Below are 16,394 nucleotides of genomic sequence, written 5' to 3'. Positions count from 1 at the left end.
AATGGGCGTACAGGGCCTTGGAACCAGATTCCGGCGCTGGGTTCACCTCCTCCAGCACGTTAGCAGCGCCCGCAGCGCGGCGCCATGCTGGCCGTGGCCGGCGATGTCGGCTAGCATCCGTGGCTTTTACCAGGATCGTCTTTCCATGAAGATCGTCTCGTTCAACATCAACGGCCTGCGCGCCCGCCCGCACCAGCTGGCGGCGCTGATCGACAAACACCAGCCGGACGTGATCGGCCTGCAGGAAACCAAGGTCAGCGACGATCAGTTCCCGTTGGCCGACGTCGAGGCACTCGGCTACCACGTGCACTACCACGGCCAGAAGGGCCACTATGGCGTCGCCCTGCTCTCGCGGGAAAAACCGCTGTCACTGTCCAAGGGCTTCGCCAGTGACGAGGAGGACGCCCAGCGTCGCTTCATCTGGGGCACCTTCGCCGATGCCGACGGCACGCCGATCACCATCATGAACGGCTACTTCCCCCAAGGCGAAAGCCGCGACCACCCCACCAAGTTCCCGGCCAAGCAGCGCTTCTACAGCGACCTGCAGGCCCTGCTCGAGGGGCAGTTCAAGAACGACCAGCCTGTGGTGGTGATGGGCGACCTGAACATCTCGCCCCAGGACTGCGACATCGGTATCGGCCCGGACAACGCCAAGCGCTGGCTGAAGACCGGCAAGTGCAGCTTCCTGCCCGAAGAGCGCGAGTGGATGGAGCGTCTCAAGGGCTGGGGCCTGGTCGACAGCTTCCGCCACCTGTACCCGGACGTGGCCGACCGCTTCAGCTGGTTCGACTACCGCAGCCGCGGTTTCGAGGACGAGCCCAAGCGCGGCCTGCGCATCGACCTGATCATGGCCTCCCATGGGCTGCTGCCGCGGGTCAGGGCCGCCGGGGTCGACTATGAGCTGCGGGGGATGGAAAAGCCTTCGGACCATGCGCCGATCTGGCTTGAGTTGGGCTGATTGCGTACGGGCTGCGCGATTACAGGCGCAGCCCTACCACACCTGGATACAAATCCCCCTTAAACATCGCCTCGTTCAGTTCGTCCAACAGCACGAACTCCCGCTGTCTGCCCAGCAACCCTGAACAAGGCTTCCCCATGACCGCACCCCTGAACCGCCTCACCCTGGCCGCCCTGCTGGTCGCCTGCAGCCTGCCGGCCCTGGCCGCGGCGCCCGCGCACAAACCCGGCAGCGTGTTCCGCGACTGCGCCAAGACCTGCCCGGAAATGGTGGTGCTGCCCGCCGGCAGCTTCATGATGGGCACCCCGGCTGACGAAAAAGGCCGCCAGGACGACGAAGGCCCGCTGCACGAGGTAACGTTCAAGAAGGCCTTTGCTGTCAGCCAGTACCAGATCACCAACGGGGAGTGGAAGGCCTACCTCAAGGCCACCGGCTACAAGGTCCCCAACGGCGATACCCGCCCAGGCCGCGAGTGCATCGCCGGCGTGCCGCGCTACCAGCAAGGCGACCGCCAGCCTGCCGTGTGCCTGAACTTCCACGAAGCCGAGGCCTATGCCAGCTGGCTGTCGAAGAAGACCGGCAAGGTCTATAAGGTGCTCAGCGAATCCCAGCGCGAGTACGCCGTGCGTGGCGGCAGCAGCGGGCCGTTCCCCTTCCCGCTCGATGACAACGACGAGCAGAAGTACCAGATCTCCAAGCACGCCAACACCTACGGCCCTACCGACGGCTTCTCCTTCACCTCGCCGGTCGGCAGCTTCCCGCCCAACGCTTTCGGCGTCTACGACGGCCACGGCAACGTCTACGAATGGACCCGCGACTGCTACGTCGACAGCTACGCCAGCGCCCCCACCGACGGCAGCCCGCAGACGAAAAGCAGCGAATGCGAGGATCGTCGGGTGATCCGCGGCAACGACTACACCGAGGCGCCGATCTTCTCGCGCTCGGGCAACCGCAACGAGCGCAGCTCCACCCTGCGCGGCGACTGGATCGGTTTCCGCGTCGCCCGCGAGCTGTAAGCCCTGCCCCGCCCCGGCGCCCTCGGCGCCGGGCGACTAAATCCGCGCAAAACCCTCTCGTCTACCAAGATCAGGACCTGCTCCTGCCCGGCGCCAACGAATACTCACGAGATGCCCCCATGACGCTCAAGACACCCAGCCTCGCCCAGGAAACCCTGCGCATACTCAAGCCGTTCTGGATGCTGGTCGCGCTTTCGGCGGCCCTTGGCGTGGTCAGCGGCCTGAGCGTCACCGCCCTGCTGGCCACCATCAACAGCGCGATGAATGCCGCCGGCGGGCCTGACACCCATACCGCCCTGCTGTTCGGCGGCCTGTGCGTGCTGACCCTGGCCTGCTCCACCGGCTCGAACTTGCTGACCAACTACGTGGGCCAGAAGGTGGTGGCGCGGCTGCGCCGCGAATTGTCCGCCAAGGTGCTGGTGGCGCCGATCGCGCAACTGGAGCGCTACCGTGCCCACCGCCTGATCCCGGTGCTGCTAAACGATGTCAGCACCATCAGCGCCTTCGCCCTGTCCGTGGCGCCGATGGTCATCGCCTTCACCGTCACCCTCGGCTGCCTGGCCTACCTGGCGCTGCTGTCCTGGCAGATCCTGCTGATCACCGCCCTGACCGTGGTGATCGGCACTGGCGCGCAGTTCCTCGCCCACCGCTTCGGCATGAAGAACATCCTCACCGCCCGCAACGGCGAGGACGAGCTGCAGAAGCACTACCAGGCCCTCTCCGGCGGCGCCAAGGAACTGCGCATCCAGCGCAAGCGCCGCCAGCACATGCATGACCAGCTGATCCACGGCGCCACCGAGCGCATCTGCAAGGCCAACATCCGCGCGGCGAACATCTTCGTCAGCGCCGAGACCTTCGGCTCGATGCTGTTCTTCGCCGTCATCGGCGTCGCCATCGCCTTCCAGGCGCTGTGGCCGAACACCGAGCGCACCGTGCTCGGCGGCTTCGTACTGGTGATGCTGTACATGAAGGGGCCGTTGGAGCAATTGATCACCAACCTGCCGAGCATCAGCCGCGCGCAGATCGCCCTGCGCCGCATCGCCGAGCTGTCGGCGCGCTTCTCGTCGCCCGAGCCGCACCTGCTGGTGAGCGACCGCGCCCCGGCCGTGTCCAGCGTCGAGTCTATCGAGCTGCGCCAACTGCGCTATGACTACCCGCAGGTCGAGGGCAGCCAGCCGTTCCACCTGGGGCCGGTGAACCTGAGCATCCGCCAGGGCGACATCGTCTTCATCGTCGGCGAGAACGGCTGCGGCAAGACCACCCTGATCAAGCTGCTGCTGGGCCTGTACAGCCCGCAACAGGGCGAAGTGCGCCTCAATGGCGAAACGGTCACCCCGCAGCGCCTGGACGACTACCGCCAGCTGTTCACCACCATTTTCGCCGACTACTACCTGTTCGACGAGCCGCTGCCCGGCCAGGCCGAGCTGCCGCCCGAGGCCGGCAAGTACCTCGAGCGCCTGGATATCTCCCACAAGGTGAGCATCCGCGACGGCAGTTTCACCACCACCGACCTGTCCACCGGCCAGCGCAAGCGCCTGGCGCTGATCAATGCCTGGCTCGACCAGCGCCCGGTGCTGGTGTTCGATGAATGGGCCGCCGACCAGGACCCGGCCTTCCGCCGCGTGTTCTACACCGAGCTGTTGCCGGAACTGAAACAGCAAGGCAAGACCATCATCGTCATCTCCCACGACGACCGTTATTTCCCGGTGGCCGACCAACTGGTGCGCATGCACGGCGGCCAGATCGTCGTCGAGCGCAACCAGGAACCCGCCCTGCCCGCCTGACCCCGCCTCACGGGCGGTGGTCCTCGCCACCGCCCGCACGTTGTAAATTCCCCGCCGCTCCGCTCGTTCCCCTATAGCCGCACGCTGAATCACTCCTGCCTACAGGGAAGTCACAGGTCAGGCCCCTGCCAACCGAAAATATTTTTCCGGTTTTGGCATGCGCATGCGTCCTACTCGCAACGGAATAATTTTCATTTACTTTGCGTACCTTGAGCCAGAGCATAAAAATGCCACTACCAGCCAACACACTGACCCCCTTGAGCAAGGCGCTGATGCTGCGCCGGATGCTGCGTTCCTCGCCGGCCATGGCCACCCTCGGCCTCGCCCTGTCCCTGCCGCTCGCCGCCCAGGTGCAAGCCCAGGAGCAGGACTTCGACATCCCTGCACAATCGCTGAGCAGCGCGCTGCAAGAGCTGGGCCGCCAGGGCAATCTGCAGGTGCTGTTCAGCCCGGAAACCGTACAGGGCCTGCGCAGCAGCCCGGTCAAGGGCCGCTTCTCGCCAACCCAGGCAGCTGGGGAGCTGCTGAAGAACAGCGGGATTCGCTACAGCGTGCAGGACAACACCCTGATCATCAGCGGCGCGGCTGAATCCGGCTCGGCCATGACCCTGGACGCCACCACCATCAATGGCCAGGTGCTGGGTGCCACCACCGAAGGCAGCAACTCCTACACCACCGGCGCGGTGACCATCGGCAAGACCGCGCAATCGCTGCGCGAGACCCCACAGTCGGTCACCGTGGTCACGCGCAAGCTGATGGACGACAAGAACCTGGTCTCGCTGGACCAGGTGATGGCCCAGACCACCGGTATCACCCGCGCCAACCGCGGCTATGGCAACCACCACTTCAGCTCCCGTGGCTTCGACCTCACCGACGAAAGCTACATGGTCGACGGCGTGCCCGGCCAGGCCTACGCCTACACCGGCTGGATGACCCCGGACATGGCGATCTTCGACCGCGTCGAAGTGCTGCGCGGCGCCTCCGGCCTACTGGTGGGCGCGGGCAACCCGGGCGGCGCGGTGAACCTGGTGCGCAAGCGCCCGACCGCCGACCCGCGTTTTTCCGTCATCACCCGCGCCGGCTCCTGGGACAACTACCGCCTGGACCTGGATGCCAGCGGCCGCCTCAACCCCCAGGGCACCCTGCGCGGGCGCATGGTTGCCTCCTATGAAGACCGTGGCTACTTCACCGACGTCACCAAGTCCAAGCGGCCGCTGCTGTACGGCATCGTCGAAGCCGACCTCAACGATGCCACCACCGTCGCTGTCGGCCTGCGCCGCCAGACCTCGCGCATCGACGGCTACAGTGTGCTGGGTATCCCCAACAACCCCGACGGCAGCAACCCGCACCTGAAGCGCTCGACCTACCTCGGGCAGGACTGGACCAAGTTGCAGACCAACATGGACGAGGTGTTCGCCGACCTCACCCACCGCTTCAACGACAACTGGACCGGCAAGCTGGCGCTGTCTCACTCCGAAGGCGGCTACAACCGCAGCGCCATCGAGTGGGGCGTGGGTTACGACAATCCCACCTTGGAGTACGGTGCTCCCGATAGTCCTAGAGTCAATGACGTCAGTTACCACAAGTTTGACGTGACCTCCAACGCTGTCGACGGCCATCTGGACGGTACATTCGAGGCCTTCGGCCTGACCCACCAGGTCACGCTGGGCGCTAACTGGTCTAAGCGCAAGATGAATGACAAGGACCGTACTGAGCGGCTGCCTGAGCCAATTTGGCTCGATGTATTCAACCCCAGCCATAGCAATATTCCTGAGCTGGCGCGTCAAGGCTGGGATTCAAAGAACGACACCATTGACACCCGCTACGGCACCTACCTGAGCGCCCGACTGCACGCGACCGAAGACCTGAGCTTCGTTCTCGGTGGCCGCCTGAGCTGGTACAAGAACGAAGCTTGGAACGGCCCAACGGTAACTACCAGTCGCCAGGATGAAGAGTTCACGCCCTTCGTCGGTGCGATCTACGACCTGAACGACCAGTGGTCCTGGTATGCCAGCTATGCCGACATCTTCCTGCCGCAGTCCAACTACCGCACCGTCAGCGGCAGCGTGCTGGATCCATCAGTCGGTTCGAACTACGAAACCGGTATCAAGGGTGAGCTGTTCGACAAACGCCTGAACGTGTCCTTCGCGGTGTTCTACATCGAGCAGGAAGATGTCTATAAGCGGGACCCAAACCGAACCAATGTATGCCCTACGAATGCGGGCTTGGTGTGCTACGTCAACGGCGATGGCATCAACCGCAGCAAGGGCTTTGAAGCCGAGGCCACCGGCGAACTGCTGCCGGGCCTGCAAGTGGCGGCTGGCTACACCTACAACACCACCAGCTCCTCCGAAGGTGGCCCGATCTCGGCGCAGACCCCGAAACACATGGTGCGCGTGAACACCAACTACACCTTCCCGGGCGAGTGGAACCGCCTGAGCGTCGGGGGTGGCGTTTCGGCGCAGAACTCCTACGTCGATGCCTACAACGAGGCGTACAACAGCGGCCGGGCGATCTTCGACGCGCGTGCCGCCTACAAGCTCGACGAGCACTGGACCGTAGGCGTGGACGTCGAGAACCTGTTCGACCGCAAGTACTTCGACTCGATGGGCTACTGGAGTCGCGGCACCACCTACGGTACTCCGCGTAGCTACATGTTCACCCTGCGCGGCGACTTCTAAACCCCGCACGGCAACAACCGGCGCCCCCTCTCGAGGGGGCGCTGTGTTTTCAGCGACATCCAACGCCCTGTTGTCTTTCCCCCCGCCCCACCGCACACTCGACCCCGCCAGCCAGGAAGCGGAGTCCGCAGTGCCCACGCCACGTCAGTTCAGCAAAAAGACCAGCACCAGCAACATGCTGCGGCTCAAGTCCGGCGACGCCGGCAACCAGCGCCCCTATCGCGTCGACTTCGTCCTGCTCGAACACTTCTCCATGGCCAGCTTCACCGTGGCGATGGACGTGCTGGTCACCGCCAACCTGCTGCGCGCCGACAGCTTCACCTCCACCCCGCTGTCACTGGGCGGTGATCGCGTGCTCAGCGACCTGGGCCTGGAACTGATCGCCAGCCCGCTCGATCCCCGCAGCCTGCAGGACCTCGACCTGTTGGTGGTGTGCGGCGGCCTGCGCACGCCATTGAAGTACCCTGACCTCGACCGCCTGCTGGGCGATTGCGCCAGCCACGGCATGACCCTCGGCGGGCTGTGGAACGGCGCCTGGTTCCTCGGCCGGGCCGGAGTGCTCGACGACTACGGCTGCAGCGTACACCCCGAGCAGCGCGCCAGCCTGGCCGAGATCAGCCCACAGACGCGCATCACCCCGGCCAGCTTCACCCTGGACCGCGATCGCCTGAGCGCCGCCAGCCCCAATGGCGCCATGGAGCTGATGCTCGGCCTGGTACGGCGCCTGTACGGCGATGCCCTGGCCGAAGGCGTGGAAGAGATCCTGTCGTTCTCCGGCGCACGCTATCGCCAGGTCGGACCCGGGGCGAAGAAGTCCATGAGCCTGCACCTGCGCACCATCGTCGAACTGATGGAGAACAACCTCGAGGAAACCCTGAGCCTCGACCAGCTGGCCGCCTACTCCGGGCGCTCGCGGCGGCAGATCGACCGTTTGTTCCAGGCCCAGCTGGGGACCTCGCCCAGGCGCTACTACATGGAACTGCGCATCACCAAGAGCCGGCGGCTATTACAGTATTCGGACCTGTCGGTGATGGAGGTGGCGGTGGCCTGCGGCTTCGTTTCGGTATCGCATTTCAGCAAGTGCTATGCGGCGTACTTCGGCTATCCGCCGTCGCGGGAGCAGCGGCTCGGCGAATGATGCTGCCTGGGCGGGCCATATCGCGGGGCAAGCCCGCGCAGGTTGCTAGACGGCGGTCGTGGGAGCGGGCTTGCCCCGTGATAGGGCCGGAACGGACAACGGATCAGCCCTGCTCATCGAGCAATGCCTGGATCACCCGCTCCTGCCCCGCATAATCGCCTTCGCCAAAGTGTACATGGCGCACCTGCCCCTTGCGGTCGACGAAGTAGTGTGCCGGCCAGAACTGGTTGCCCCAGGCGTTCCAGATCCGGTAGCCGTTATCCACCGCCACCGGATAGGCGATGCCCAGTTGCTGCACCTGCGCCCGAACACTGTCAATGTCATGCTCGTAGTCGTACTCCGGCGTGTGCACCCCGACCACCACCAGCCCCTGCGCGCTGTAGCGCCGCGCCCAGTCGTTGACATGCGGCAGGCTGCGCCGGCAGTTGATGCAGTCGTAGGTCCAGAAATCCACCAGCACCACCTTGCCCTTCAGGGCCGGGCCGTCCAGCGGCGGCGAGTTGAGCCACTGCTCGGCCCCGGCCAGCGAAGGCATGGGGCCATAGCTGTCGCGGGCCAGCAGGTGGCCGGCCAGGCTCAGCCCGAGCAGGGCCAGGGCCACGCCGCCGGCCTTGAGCAGGCGGCGCTTGCCGCGCGCCTCAGTTGTCATGGCAGCCACTGGTGGCGTAGGAGCGGTACTCGACGCTCTGCGGCTTGCCCTGGGAGTCGAGGTAGTCCATGCGGGTGTTGACCACGCCGCAGGTGTCACTGCGGTCATCCTTCACTGACAGCACCTTCTTCACATCCAGCTTGTCGCCGTAGCGGTACTGCATCACGCTGGCCTCGTTGAGCGAGGTGCTGCTGGCCTGGGCGGTGATGGCGCCGAGACCGAGGGCGGCGAACAGGGCGGCGCTGGCGAGGGTCTTGATAGTCATGGTGGTTCTCCTGATGCGAGGTCTTGGCATTGGGGAGGCGTCGCTCCCCGGTAGAGCCATTTCACTCCCGCCAGGTATCCCACTTGTGTCCGCCCAGGCTGTGAAGTGCTTGCTCCTGTATCCACGGCAGCGCCAGATACACTGCAATACAAACCGTGGCAGGCAAGCCCGGATTCGCTCGGTACACTGCGCCCAACCCTCACCTACAAGGACACCCCGATGGAGCATGTCGATCACATCCTGGTCGTCGACGACGACCGCGAAATCCGCGAACTGGTCGGCAACTACCTGAAGAAGAACGGTCTGCGCACCAGCATCGTCGCCGATGGCCGGCAGATGCGCGCCTTCCTGGAAAACAACACGGTCGACCTGATCGTCCTCGACATCATGATGCCCGGCGACGACGGTCTGCTGCTGTGCCGCGAACTGCGCGCCGGCAAGCACCGCAACACGCCGGTGCTGATGCTGACCGCGCGCAACGACGAGACCGACCGCATCATCGGCCTGGAAATGGGCGCCGACGACTACCTGACCAAGCCGTTCTCCGCCCGCGAGCTGCTGGCGCGGATCAACGCCGTGCTGCGCCGCACGCGCATGCTGCCGCCTAACCTGACCATCAGCGAAAGCGGGCGCCTGATCGCCTTCGGCCCCTGGCGCCTGGACACCACCGCGCGCCACCTGCTCGACAGCGAAGGCACCCTGGTGGCGCTGTCCGGCGCCGAGTACCGCCTGCTGCGGGTATTCCTCGACCATCCGCAGCGGGTGCTCAGCCGTGAACAACTGCTCAACCTGACCCAGGGCCGCGAGGCGGACATCTTCGACCGCTCCATCGACCTGCTGGTCAGCCGCCTGCGCCAACGCCTGGGCGACGACGCCCGCGAGCCCACCTGCATCAAGACCGTGCGCAGCGAAGGCTATGTGTTTTCGCTGCCGGTGCAGCTGCTGGAGTCACCGGCATGAAGTGGCCACGCACCCTGGCCTCGCGCCTGGCGCTGATCTTCTTCACAGGATTGGTGCTGGCCTACGGCCTGTCGTTCAGCCTGCAGGCTTACGAGCGCTATGTCAGCAGCCGCTCGATGATGCTCAGCAACCTGGAGCTGGACGTGTCGACCTCGGTCGCCATCCTCGACCGCCTGCCCGCCGCCGAGCGCCCGGCCTGGCTGTCGCGCCTGGAACGGCGCACCTACCGCTACCGGCTGGACGAGGGGCTGTCCGGCGAGGCCATGCCCAGCGAGAACCCGCCGATGGCCGCCGACTCGATCGTCAACGCCATCGGCGACCGCTACCGCCTGACCTTCCAGGAAATCCCCGGCCCCAATGCGCACTTCCAGGCCCACCTGCGCCTGGCCGACGGCGCGCCGCTGACCATCGACGTCACCCCGGCACCGGTACCGGTGGCCACCTGGCTGCCCGTGGTGCTGCTGATTCAGCTGGCGGTGCTGCTGGCCTGCACCTGGCTCGCCGTGCGCCTGGCCATCGGCCCGCTGACCCGGCTGGTCCAGGCCGTGGACGACCTTGACCCGAACAGCCCCGGCCCGCTGCTCGACGAAAGCGGCCCGCGCGAGGTGCGCTACGCCGCCGTGGCCTTCAATGCGCTGCAGGCGCGCATCGCCGCCTACCTCAAGGAGCGCATGCAATTGCTGGCCGCCATCTCCCACGACCTGCAGACGCCAATCACGCGCATGAAGCTGCGGGTCGAGCAGATGGACGACGGGCTGGAGAAGGACAAGCTGTGGCACGACCTCGACGCCATGGAGCACCTGGTGCGCGAGGGCGTGGCCTATGCCCGCAGCATGGACAGCGGCACCGAGGCGCCGTGCCGGGTCAACCTCGACGCCTTCCTCGACAGCCTGGTATTCGACTACCAGGACAGCGGCGCGCAGGTGAATCGCAGCGGCAGCGCCCAGGCCACCCTGGAAACCCGCCCCCACGCCTTGCGCCGGGTGCTGGTGAACCTGGTGGACAATGCGCTGAAGTTCTCCGGTGCCGCGCAGCTGGAAGTCGGCTGCGAGAACGGCGTGACGCTGATCCGCGTGCTCGACGATGGCCCCGGTATCCCCGAGGCGGAACTCGATGACGTGCTCAAGCCGTTCTACCGGGTCGAAAGCTCGCGCAACCGCAGTACCGGCGGCACCGGGCTGGGGCTGGCGATCGCCCAGCAACTGACCCAGGCCATGGGCGGCAGCCTGACCTTGCGCAACCGCGCCGAAGGAGGACTGTGCGCGCAGGTCGAGTTGCGTTGAAGTAAAGGGCAAGCCCGCTGCTCAAGCCTGTGGGCTTGCCCTTTGACGCGGCCAGCAAAGGCGACAACAAAGCAAGATCGTTCAAGCCACCTCCGGCCCCCTCTGGCATGCTTGTCTGCCCTGTCGATTCGTTGCCGCTTCCATGCCCAGCCCACCCCTCGCCCGCCAAGCGTTCCTCCACGGCGCCATCGCCATCCTGCCGCTGTCCGTGGCCGTTGCCCCCTGGGGCCTGCTCGCAGGCAGCATGGCCATCGAAGCCAACCTCAGCACCTGGCAAGGCCAGGGTCTGTCGGCCATCGTCTTCGCCGGTGCCGCGCAACTGGTGGCCATCGGCATGCTCAAAGGGGGCGCCAACCTGTTCTCGATCCTGCTCACCACCCTGCTGCTGACCTCCCAGCACCTGCTCTACGGGCTGTCGATGCGCCCGGTCCTGTCGGGGCTGCCGACTCGCTGGCGGCTGGGCCTGGGCTTCCTGCTCACCGATGAGTTCTTCGCCCTGACCAGCCACCACGACCAGCAGCAGTTCAACCGCTGGTACGCCCTGGGCGTTGGCCTGACGTTCTATGTGGCGTGGAACCTGTTCACCCTGGCCGGCATTGTCCTCGGCCAGAACATCCCGCACCTGGATCAGTTGGGCCTGGACTTCTCCATCGTCGCCACCTTCGTCGCACTGATCGCGCCGCTGGTGCGCAACCTGCCGACCGTGGTGTGCGTGGCGGTGTCGCTGTTCTGCTCGGTGCTGTTCAGTTACTGGCACTGGGAGACCGCCCTGGTCGCCGCCGGCCTGCTGGGCATGGCCGCCGGTTTCATCTGCCAGAAGTTTTCCGGAGGCCGCCCATGATCTGGCTGCTGATCTTCGCCATGGGCGCGGTGGTATTCCTCAACCGCTACGCCTTCCTCGAACCGCGCCTGCCCCTGCGCCTGAGCTCCAATGCTCGGCAGTTCCTCGGCTTTGCCGTGCCCGGCATGCTCACCGCGATCTGCGGGCCGATCATTTTCCTGCCCGGGCACCAGCTCGACCTGAGCCCGCTGAACCCCTACCTGCTCGGTTCGCTGGTGGCCATCGCCCTGGTGCTGTTGACCCGCAGCGTATTGCTGAGCATGCTGGCGAGCATGCTGATCTTCTTCCTCCTACGCAGCTGGCTGGCATGACCACGCCCCTGCGTGAACAGGCCCACCTGTGGCAGGCGCCCGCCCTGGGCGATGTCGAGATGCTGCACGCCCGCTATATCCAGCAGCGCTTCGCTCCGCACGTACACGAAGGCTATGTGTTCACCGTGATCGAGTCCGGCGCCCAGCGCTTCTGGCACCGAGGCAGCGAGCACCTGGCGCCGGTGGGCAGCATGGTGCTGATCAACCCCGACGAGCTGCACACCGGCGCCACCGCCCACGAGGCCGGCTGGCGCTACCGTGGCTTTTACCCCGAGCACGAACGGGTCACCGGCGTGCTCGACGAACTGGAACTGGGCCGCCATGGCCTGCCCCGGTTCAAGGACAGCGTGATCCAGGACCCGGCCCTGGCCGCCACGTTCAGCCACCTGCATCGGCTTTCGGAGTCCTGCGCCAGCGCCCTTGAGCAACAGACCGCCTGGCGCCAGGCAGTGCTGGCCCTGGTGCAGCGCCATGGCCATTGCGCCGAACCCGTCGCCCCCGGCAACGAACCGCTGGCCGTGGCCCGCGCCCGCGAGCTGCTGGAGAGCCAGCTGGCCGATCCGCCGTCACTGGAGGCCTTGGCGGCTGCTGTGAACCTTTCGCCGTTCCACTTCGCCCGGGTATTCCGCCAGGCCACCGGCCTGCCGCCGCATGCCTGGCTCAAGCAGCGCCGCCTGGCACGCGCCCGGGAACTGCTCAAACGCGGCCAAGCCGTCCTCGAAGTCGCCTTTACCCTGGGTTTTGCCGACCAGAGCCATCTGAGCCGGCAGTTCAAGCAGGCCTATGGCGTGCCGCCGGGCGCCTATCGCCAGGCCTGTCTCAACCTGGCGTAGCGGCACGACTCCAGGCGCCCGGCGTCAGCCCGGTCATGCCGCGGAAGAACGCGATGAAGGCGCTGTCGCTGGAGAAGCCCAGCTCATCGGCGATCTCCCCCAGCGGCACGTTCAGCGCCAGACGCTCGACCGCCCGCAGCAACCGCCACTGCTGGCGCCATTGCTGGTAACTCATCCCGGTGTCGCGACGCAGCAGGCGGCCGATGGTCTTTTCACTGGCCCCGGCTTGCCGTGCCAGTTCGCCCAGCGCCGGCGGCAAGCGGTCGAGTCCGTCCACCAGGCGCGCCAGGCGTCGGTCGCGCGGCAGCGGCAGCAGCATTGGCTGGCGCTGCGCGCGCTGCAGTTCGGCACGACACAAGCCCAGCAAATGATGATTGGCCCCATGCCGCCAGTCGCTGTCGAAGGGTGCCTCGGCAATCCGCTCGAGCAACTCGCGCAACAATGGGTTGACGTCGAGGATCGTCACCTGCTCCGGCAGCCCCGCCGCCGCCGTCGCATCCAGGTACACCGAGCGGTAATCCACCGTCTCGCGCATCCGCGCGCGGTGTGCCAGACCGCCCGGTATCCACGCTGCGCGGCTCGGCGGCAACAGGCACAGCAGCCCCGGCGAATCGATGCGCACGCAGCCCTGGCGGGTGAACAGCACCTGGCCTCGGACATGCCAGTGGTTGCCGGAATCATGGTCGCCCAGGGCCGAACAGATGCCGATCACCGGTGCGCAGTGGGCGTCCGGGTCAAAAGCGCTATCGGGTGCGAGCCATGCCATTGCAGCTTGTCCTGTTTCATTGATTTTATGGCCTGATCACGATAATGGATCACAGCTTGCCAACCCTACCATGGGCCTCCGATAAACTGCAGAGGACAAGCCCATGCAAAATCGTTGGTGGCTGGCTTTCACCACTGCCATGCTCATGTTCCCGCAAATAGCCGAAACCCTTTACAGCCCGGCACTCGTATCGCTGGCCGAAGGCTTCGCGGTTTCCGCTGCGGATGCCTCGTTGACCCTGTCGTTGTACTTCGTCGCCTTCGCGGTCGGCGTGCTGTTCTGGGGTCGGTTGTGCGATATCAAGGGCCGGCGGCCGACCATGCTCGCGGGCCTTGCGCTGTACGCCCTGGCGGCGCTGGCGGCACTGCTGGCCAGCGATTTCAGCCAGTTGCTGGCAGCGCGGATGGTCGCCGCTTTCGCCGTCGCGGTCGGTTCGGTGGTGACCCAGACCGCATTGCGCGACCGCTACGACGGCGCGGAACTGGCCCGGGTGTTCTCCCTGATCGGCGCGTGCCTGGCCATCAGCCCCGCACTGGGCATGCTCGGTGGCGGCTGGTTGGATCAGGCGTTCGGCTATCGCGGCGTGCTGGCCGCACAGCTGAGCCTGGCATCGGCATTGCTGGCCTGGGGCTGGCAGGCGATGCCCGAGACCCAGGCCGCCGCGCCCGCACTGACACCGTTGCGCCAGGTGCTGATGCGCCTGCTGGCGGACCGCCGGGTGCTGCTGGCCAGTGCGCTGGTGGCCTTGTTCAATATCGCCGTGTTCGCCTGGTACAGCTTGGCGCCGTTCGTCTTCGAACGCCTGGGTCAGGCACAGTGGATGGGCTATTCGGGCGTGGCCCTGGCCCTCGGCTCGCTGGCTGGCGCCAGGCTCAATGCCCTGCTGCTGGGGCCCGCAGTCGCGGCCGCCACCCTGATGAAGGGTGCCGCGCTGCTGCTCGTGCTCGGCGCGCTGGGCATGACGGCGATCGGTGAATCACCGTGGATCGTCGCGCCAATGGCCCTGGTGATGGTCGCGTTCGCCATGGCCATCCCCTTGCTGCTCGGCTCGGCACTGGTGGCCTACGCCGATTGCCGGGGTACGGCGGCAGCTTTGTTCGGCCTGCTGTATTACCTGCAGATCGGCGCGGGGCTGCTGCTGGTCGGCATGCTGCAGATACTGGCGCCTGGGTTGCTGCTGATCGCGCTCGCCATCTGCGCGCTGAGCCTGGGCTATTTGCGCTATCTGCGCGGCTGACACCGTCGGATCCAGCCGCTGCTACACTCACAAGGCTGAACGGAGGAACCCGCCATGTCCGAACGAGAAATCACCACGCTCCTGTCGCTGATGAGCCAGCGCCAAGCCTGTCTGAGCAGCGCCTGCAAGGAGATCGCCGACTGGATCGACCGCCAGGGCGACGTGCCCGCCGCCGGCAAGATCCGCGCCAGCCTCAAGGAACTCGAGGCCGAAGACGCCCAGGTGCGCAAGACGCTGACCTCGCTGAACATCGAACGGCCGCTGCCCAGATTCCGCAGTTGACCTACAGGCAAGGTTTTGAGGTAGCGCCGGTCAGAAATCAAGCAGGGGGCTGACTTGCAGTCCTTCGGTGGCTTGCCAGCGAAAGGGGCGCCTAGCGCCCCCTACTTGTTCAGTGGTTCATGTGCATATGGTCGTGGCCAGCGCCGGCCTCGGCGTTGAGCGCACGCACCGGAGCCTGCACCTGCAGGGTTTCCTTCGCGCCCTTGGCATCCTCGATGGTCAGGGTCAGCGGCACCTGCTCACCCTCCTTCACCTGCTGGTTCAGGCCCATCAACATCACGTGGAAGCCGTTCGGGTCCAGCTTCACCGCCTTGCCGGCCGGCAACTCCACCGCCTTCACCTCACGCATGCCCATCACGTCGCCGTTCATGGTCATCTCGTGCACCTGCACGGTCTTGGCCACGGGCGAGGCGACGCTGACCAGCTTGCTGTCGCTGCTGGCGGTCAGGGTCATGAAGGCCCCGGTGGCATGCTGGTGCGGCACGCTGGCGCGTACCCAGGCGTCGCTTACGGTGGTCTGGGCCAGGGCCGGCAGGGCCAGGCTCATCAGTGCCAGGGCGGCCAGGCCGCGCTTGATCGGTTGCATCGACATTCAGCAGATCTCCATCAGGGTGACCAGGTCTTCGGCGCATTCCTGGGCGTTCAGGGAATGGCCCAGGCTCAGGCGCAGGGTGCCACGGGTATCGTAGACGTAGCTGGTGGACGAGTGAGAGATGGTGTAGGTATCGCCGGCCGGGACTTTCTCGTAGAACACCTTGAATTCACGGGCCACCGCGTCGATTTCCTCGGGGGTGCCGGTCAGGGCGACGATCGACGGGTCGAAGGCCTTGACGTAGGCATCGAGCACCTCGGGGGTGTCGCGCTCCGGGTCCAGGGTGATGAACACCGGCTGGAACAGGTCGCGGTCGCGGCCACGCAGGATCTTGCGGATCTGCGCCACACGCGCCATGGCGGTCGGGCAGACGGCCGGGCACTGGGTGAAGCCGAAGAAGATCATCGGCATCGAGCCGTAGAAGCTCGACAAGGTGCGCTCGTTGCCTTGCGGGTCCTTGAGCTTGAACTTGCGCCCGAGGATCTCGTTGCTCATGTTCTTGCCGTACTTGAAGTCCAGGCCCCTGGCCGGGCTGCAGCCCGCCAACAGGCCAAGCCCCAGTACGCCCATCCCGGCGACAACCGCGCGCCGGGTCAACAGATCATTCATGGAACCATCCTTTACAGGGAAGGTGCCGACCCCTGGGATGGGCCGGCCAGAAAACCGGGGCATTCTGTCACGCCACCCCCGCACCATCCACCCGACATCCGGCTGATCGGGCTGCAGCCCTTTGAATACGGGGCGCGACCGGTTGTCGCAGGGGTTGAATCCGTAACACTTTGTTGCTAAGGATCAATG

General features: G+C 65.9%; 17 protein-coding genes. 12 read left to right on the top strand and 5 right to left on the bottom strand.

Annotated features, from left to right (window positions below):
• Nucleotides 1-145 precede the first annotated feature (145 nt).
• From xthA to ACQ4OD_RS07900, 5 genes are all read left to right on the top strand, one after another.
• Entirely contained in the window at nt 146-958 is an 813-nt protein-coding gene (gene xthA / locus ACQ4OD_RS07920; RefSeq protein ID WP_102682351.1) for an exodeoxyribonuclease III, read from the top strand.
• Between the two features lie 137 nt (nt 959-1,095).
• The gene (locus ACQ4OD_RS07915) at nt 1,096-1,974 is read left to right on the top strand and encodes a formylglycine-generating enzyme family protein (protein ID WP_430944130.1); all 879 of its coding nucleotides are present in this window, start codon (nt 1,096-1,098) and stop codon (nt 1,972-1,974) included.
• A 119-nt stretch (nt 1,975-2,093) separates the two neighbouring features.
• Nucleotides 2,094-3,758: a cyclic peptide export ABC transporter gene (locus ACQ4OD_RS07910; RefSeq protein ID WP_430944129.1), complete on the top strand. Its 1,665-nt coding sequence runs from the start codon at nt 2,094-2,096 to the stop codon at nt 3,756-3,758.
• Nucleotides 3,759-3,985: 227 nt separating this feature from the next.
• Nucleotides 3,986-6,439 (top strand): TonB-dependent siderophore receptor, encoded by a 2,454-nt coding sequence (locus tag ACQ4OD_RS07905; protein ID WP_430944128.1) that lies wholly within the window; start codon nt 3,986-3,988, stop codon nt 6,437-6,439.
• Between the two features lie 130 nt (nt 6,440-6,569).
• Nucleotides 6,570-7,577 (top strand): GlxA family transcriptional regulator, encoded by a 1,008-nt coding sequence (locus ACQ4OD_RS07900; RefSeq protein ID WP_046855860.1) that lies wholly within the window; start codon nt 6,570-6,572, stop codon nt 7,575-7,577.
• 103 nt (nt 7,578-7,680) lie between these two features.
• Here ACQ4OD_RS07900 and ACQ4OD_RS07895 read toward each other — a convergent pair whose 3' ends face one another.
• Nucleotides 7,681-8,196, bottom strand: a complete 516-nt coding sequence (locus ACQ4OD_RS07895) for a thioredoxin family protein (protein ID WP_430944155.1) — start codon at nt 8,194-8,196, stop codon at nt 7,681-7,683.
• A gap of 19 nt (nt 8,197-8,215) precedes the next feature.
• Nucleotides 8,216-8,491 (bottom strand): DUF2790 domain-containing protein, encoded by a 276-nt coding sequence (locus ACQ4OD_RS07890; RefSeq protein ID WP_139670899.1) that lies wholly within the window; start codon nt 8,489-8,491, stop codon nt 8,216-8,218.
• A 219-nt stretch (nt 8,492-8,710) separates the two neighbouring features.
• Here ACQ4OD_RS07890 and ACQ4OD_RS07885 point away from each other — a divergent pair, with 219 nt between their 5' ends.
• The 5 genes from ACQ4OD_RS07885 to ACQ4OD_RS07865 all read left to right on the top strand — a co-directional run bounded on the left by ACQ4OD_RS07885 (nt 8,711) and on the right by ACQ4OD_RS07865 (nt 12,719).
• Nucleotides 8,711-9,451, top strand: coding sequence for a response regulator (locus ACQ4OD_RS07885; protein ID WP_046855862.1), 741 nt, complete (start codon nt 8,711-8,713; stop codon nt 9,449-9,451).
• Entirely contained in the window at nt 9,448-10,734 is a 1,287-nt protein-coding gene (locus ACQ4OD_RS07880; RefSeq protein ID WP_277503775.1) for a sensor histidine kinase, read from the top strand. The genes ACQ4OD_RS07885 and ACQ4OD_RS07880 overlap by 4 nt, the downstream gene beginning before the upstream one ends.
• A gap of 142 nt (nt 10,735-10,876) precedes the next feature.
• Nucleotides 10,877-11,575, top strand: a complete 699-nt coding sequence (locus ACQ4OD_RS07875; RefSeq protein WP_430944127.1) for an AzlC family ABC transporter permease — start codon at nt 10,877-10,879, stop codon at nt 11,573-11,575.
• Entirely contained in the window at nt 11,572-11,886 is a 315-nt protein-coding gene (locus ACQ4OD_RS07870) for an AzlD domain-containing protein (RefSeq protein WP_102685400.1), read from the top strand. The genes ACQ4OD_RS07875 and ACQ4OD_RS07870 overlap by 4 nt, the downstream gene beginning before the upstream one ends.
• A complete protein-coding gene (locus ACQ4OD_RS07865; protein ID WP_102685401.1) occupies nt 11,883-12,719 on the top strand; it encodes an AraC family transcriptional regulator in 837 nt (278 codons plus the stop codon). The genes ACQ4OD_RS07870 and ACQ4OD_RS07865 overlap by 4 nt, the downstream gene beginning before the upstream one ends.
• Here ACQ4OD_RS07865 and ACQ4OD_RS07860 read toward each other — a convergent pair.
• A complete protein-coding gene (locus ACQ4OD_RS07860; RefSeq protein ID WP_430944126.1) occupies nt 12,706-13,485 on the bottom strand; it encodes an AraC family transcriptional regulator in 780 nt (259 codons plus the stop codon). The two genes, ACQ4OD_RS07865 and ACQ4OD_RS07860, sit on opposite strands and share 14 nt — an antisense overlap.
• A 103-nt stretch (nt 13,486-13,588) precedes the next feature.
• Here ACQ4OD_RS07860 and ACQ4OD_RS07855 point away from each other — a divergent pair, with 103 nt between their 5' ends.
• Nucleotides 13,589-14,722: an MFS transporter gene (locus ACQ4OD_RS07855; RefSeq protein ID WP_430944125.1), complete on the top strand. Its 1,134-nt coding sequence runs from the start codon at nt 13,589-13,591 to the stop codon at nt 14,720-14,722.
• 54 nt (nt 14,723-14,776) lie between these two features.
• The gene (locus ACQ4OD_RS07850; protein ID WP_198754542.1) at nt 14,777-15,004 is read left to right on the top strand and encodes a hypothetical protein; all 228 of its coding nucleotides are present in this window, start codon (nt 14,777-14,779) and stop codon (nt 15,002-15,004) included.
• A 109-nt stretch (nt 15,005-15,113) separates the two neighbouring features.
• Here the strand turns inward: ACQ4OD_RS07850 and ACQ4OD_RS07845 are convergent, their stop codons facing one another.
• Together ACQ4OD_RS07845 and ACQ4OD_RS07840 are read right to left on the bottom strand one after the other, a co-directional pair.
• The gene (locus ACQ4OD_RS07845) at nt 15,114-15,596 is read right to left on the bottom strand and encodes a copper chaperone PCu(A)C (RefSeq protein ID WP_038705971.1); all 483 of its coding nucleotides are present in this window, start codon (nt 15,594-15,596) and stop codon (nt 15,114-15,116) included.
• Entirely contained in the window at nt 15,597-16,205 is a 609-nt protein-coding gene (locus tag ACQ4OD_RS07840; RefSeq protein WP_031315095.1) for an SCO family protein, read from the bottom strand. It abuts the gene before it with no gap.
• Nucleotides 16,206-16,394: the final 189 nt, after the last annotated feature.

This window comes from Pseudomonas sp. WC1 (assembly GCF_050586565.1).
GTDB lineage: Bacteria > Pseudomonadota > Gammaproteobacteria > Pseudomonadales > Pseudomonadaceae > Aquipseudomonas.
This window is presented reverse-complemented; position numbering and strand designations above follow the sequence as displayed.

What these genes read in the sequence shown, in the direction of transcription:
- xthA (WP_102682351.1), top strand. Translation starts at nt 146, where the DNA reads ATGAAGATCGTCTCGTTCAACATCAACGGCCTGCGCGCCCGCCCGCAC.
- ACQ4OD_RS07915 (WP_430944130.1), top strand. Translation starts at nt 1,096, where the DNA reads ATGACCGCACCCCTGAACCGCCTCACCCTGGCCGCCCTGCTGGTCGCC.
- ACQ4OD_RS07910 (WP_430944129.1), top strand. Translation starts at nt 2,094, where the DNA reads ATGACGCTCAAGACACCCAGCCTCGCCCAGGAAACCCTGCGCATACTC.
- ACQ4OD_RS07905 (WP_430944128.1), top strand. Translation starts at nt 3,986, where the DNA reads ATGCCACTACCAGCCAACACACTGACCCCCTTGAGCAAGGCGCTGATG.
- ACQ4OD_RS07890 (WP_139670899.1), bottom strand. Translation starts at nt 8,491, where the DNA reads ATGACTATCAAGACCCTCGCCAGCGCCGCCCTGTTCGCCGCCCTCGGT.
- ACQ4OD_RS07885 (WP_046855862.1), top strand. Translation starts at nt 8,711, where the DNA reads ATGGAGCATGTCGATCACATCCTGGTCGTCGACGACGACCGCGAAATC.
- ACQ4OD_RS07880 (WP_277503775.1), top strand. Translation starts at nt 9,448, where the DNA reads ATGAAGTGGCCACGCACCCTGGCCTCGCGCCTGGCGCTGATCTTCTTC.
- ACQ4OD_RS07875 (WP_430944127.1), top strand. Translation starts at nt 10,877, where the DNA reads ATGCCCAGCCCACCCCTCGCCCGCCAAGCGTTCCTCCACGGCGCCATC.
- ACQ4OD_RS07870 (WP_102685400.1), top strand. Translation starts at nt 11,572, where the DNA reads ATGATCTGGCTGCTGATCTTCGCCATGGGCGCGGTGGTATTCCTCAAC.
- ACQ4OD_RS07865 (WP_102685401.1), top strand. Translation starts at nt 11,883, where the DNA reads ATGACCACGCCCCTGCGTGAACAGGCCCACCTGTGGCAGGCGCCCGCC.
- ACQ4OD_RS07860 (WP_430944126.1), bottom strand. Translation starts at nt 13,485, where the DNA reads ATGGCATGGCTCGCACCCGATAGCGCTTTTGACCCGGACGCCCACTGC.
- ACQ4OD_RS07855 (WP_430944125.1), top strand. Translation starts at nt 13,589, where the DNA reads ATGCAAAATCGTTGGTGGCTGGCTTTCACCACTGCCATGCTCATGTTC.
- ACQ4OD_RS07850 (WP_198754542.1), top strand. Translation starts at nt 14,777, where the DNA reads ATGTCCGAACGAGAAATCACCACGCTCCTGTCGCTGATGAGCCAGCGC.
- ACQ4OD_RS07845 (WP_038705971.1), bottom strand. Translation starts at nt 15,596, where the DNA reads ATGTCGATGCAACCGATCAAGCGCGGCCTGGCCGCCCTGGCACTGATG.
- ACQ4OD_RS07840 (WP_031315095.1), bottom strand. Translation starts at nt 16,205, where the DNA reads ATGAATGATCTGTTGACCCGGCGCGCGGTTGTCGCCGGGATGGGCGTA.